This is a genomic window from Mycobacterium sp. 050128, from assembly GCF_036409155.1.
In the GTDB taxonomy this organism is placed as follows: domain Bacteria; phylum Actinomycetota; class Actinomycetes; order Mycobacteriales; family Mycobacteriaceae; genus Mycobacterium.
In genome coordinates this window covers 1-227 of the sequence record NZ_JAZGLW010000050.1, presented here as the reverse complement: position 1 = coordinate 227, position 227 = coordinate 1, and the positions used below count along the sequence as shown (strand labels likewise).

Genomic DNA, 227 nt, shown 5'->3' with positions numbered 1-227 from the left:
GGATGGGACGACGTCGCTGAGTCCGTTGCGCTGCCCCTGGCCTCAGCGCTCGCGCATTCGCACTCGCTGTCAGTACTCCATCGCGACATCAAACCAGCAAATGTGTTGTGGGATGGGAAAACTCCACTTCTCGCCGATTTCGCGCTCAGTAAAATCAAAAACAAGATCGCCGGGGTACGCGATGCCACCGTCCTCGGCGCGACGTCCGGGCCGTGGGCGCCGCCCGA

Annotated in this window: 1 protein-coding gene; it reads left to right on the top strand. The window is 62.1% G+C overall.

The features are described from left to right. On the top strand, positions 1-227 hold a 227-nt coding region (locus SKC41_RS31780; protein WP_442931880.1), incomplete at both ends, for a protein kinase domain-containing protein.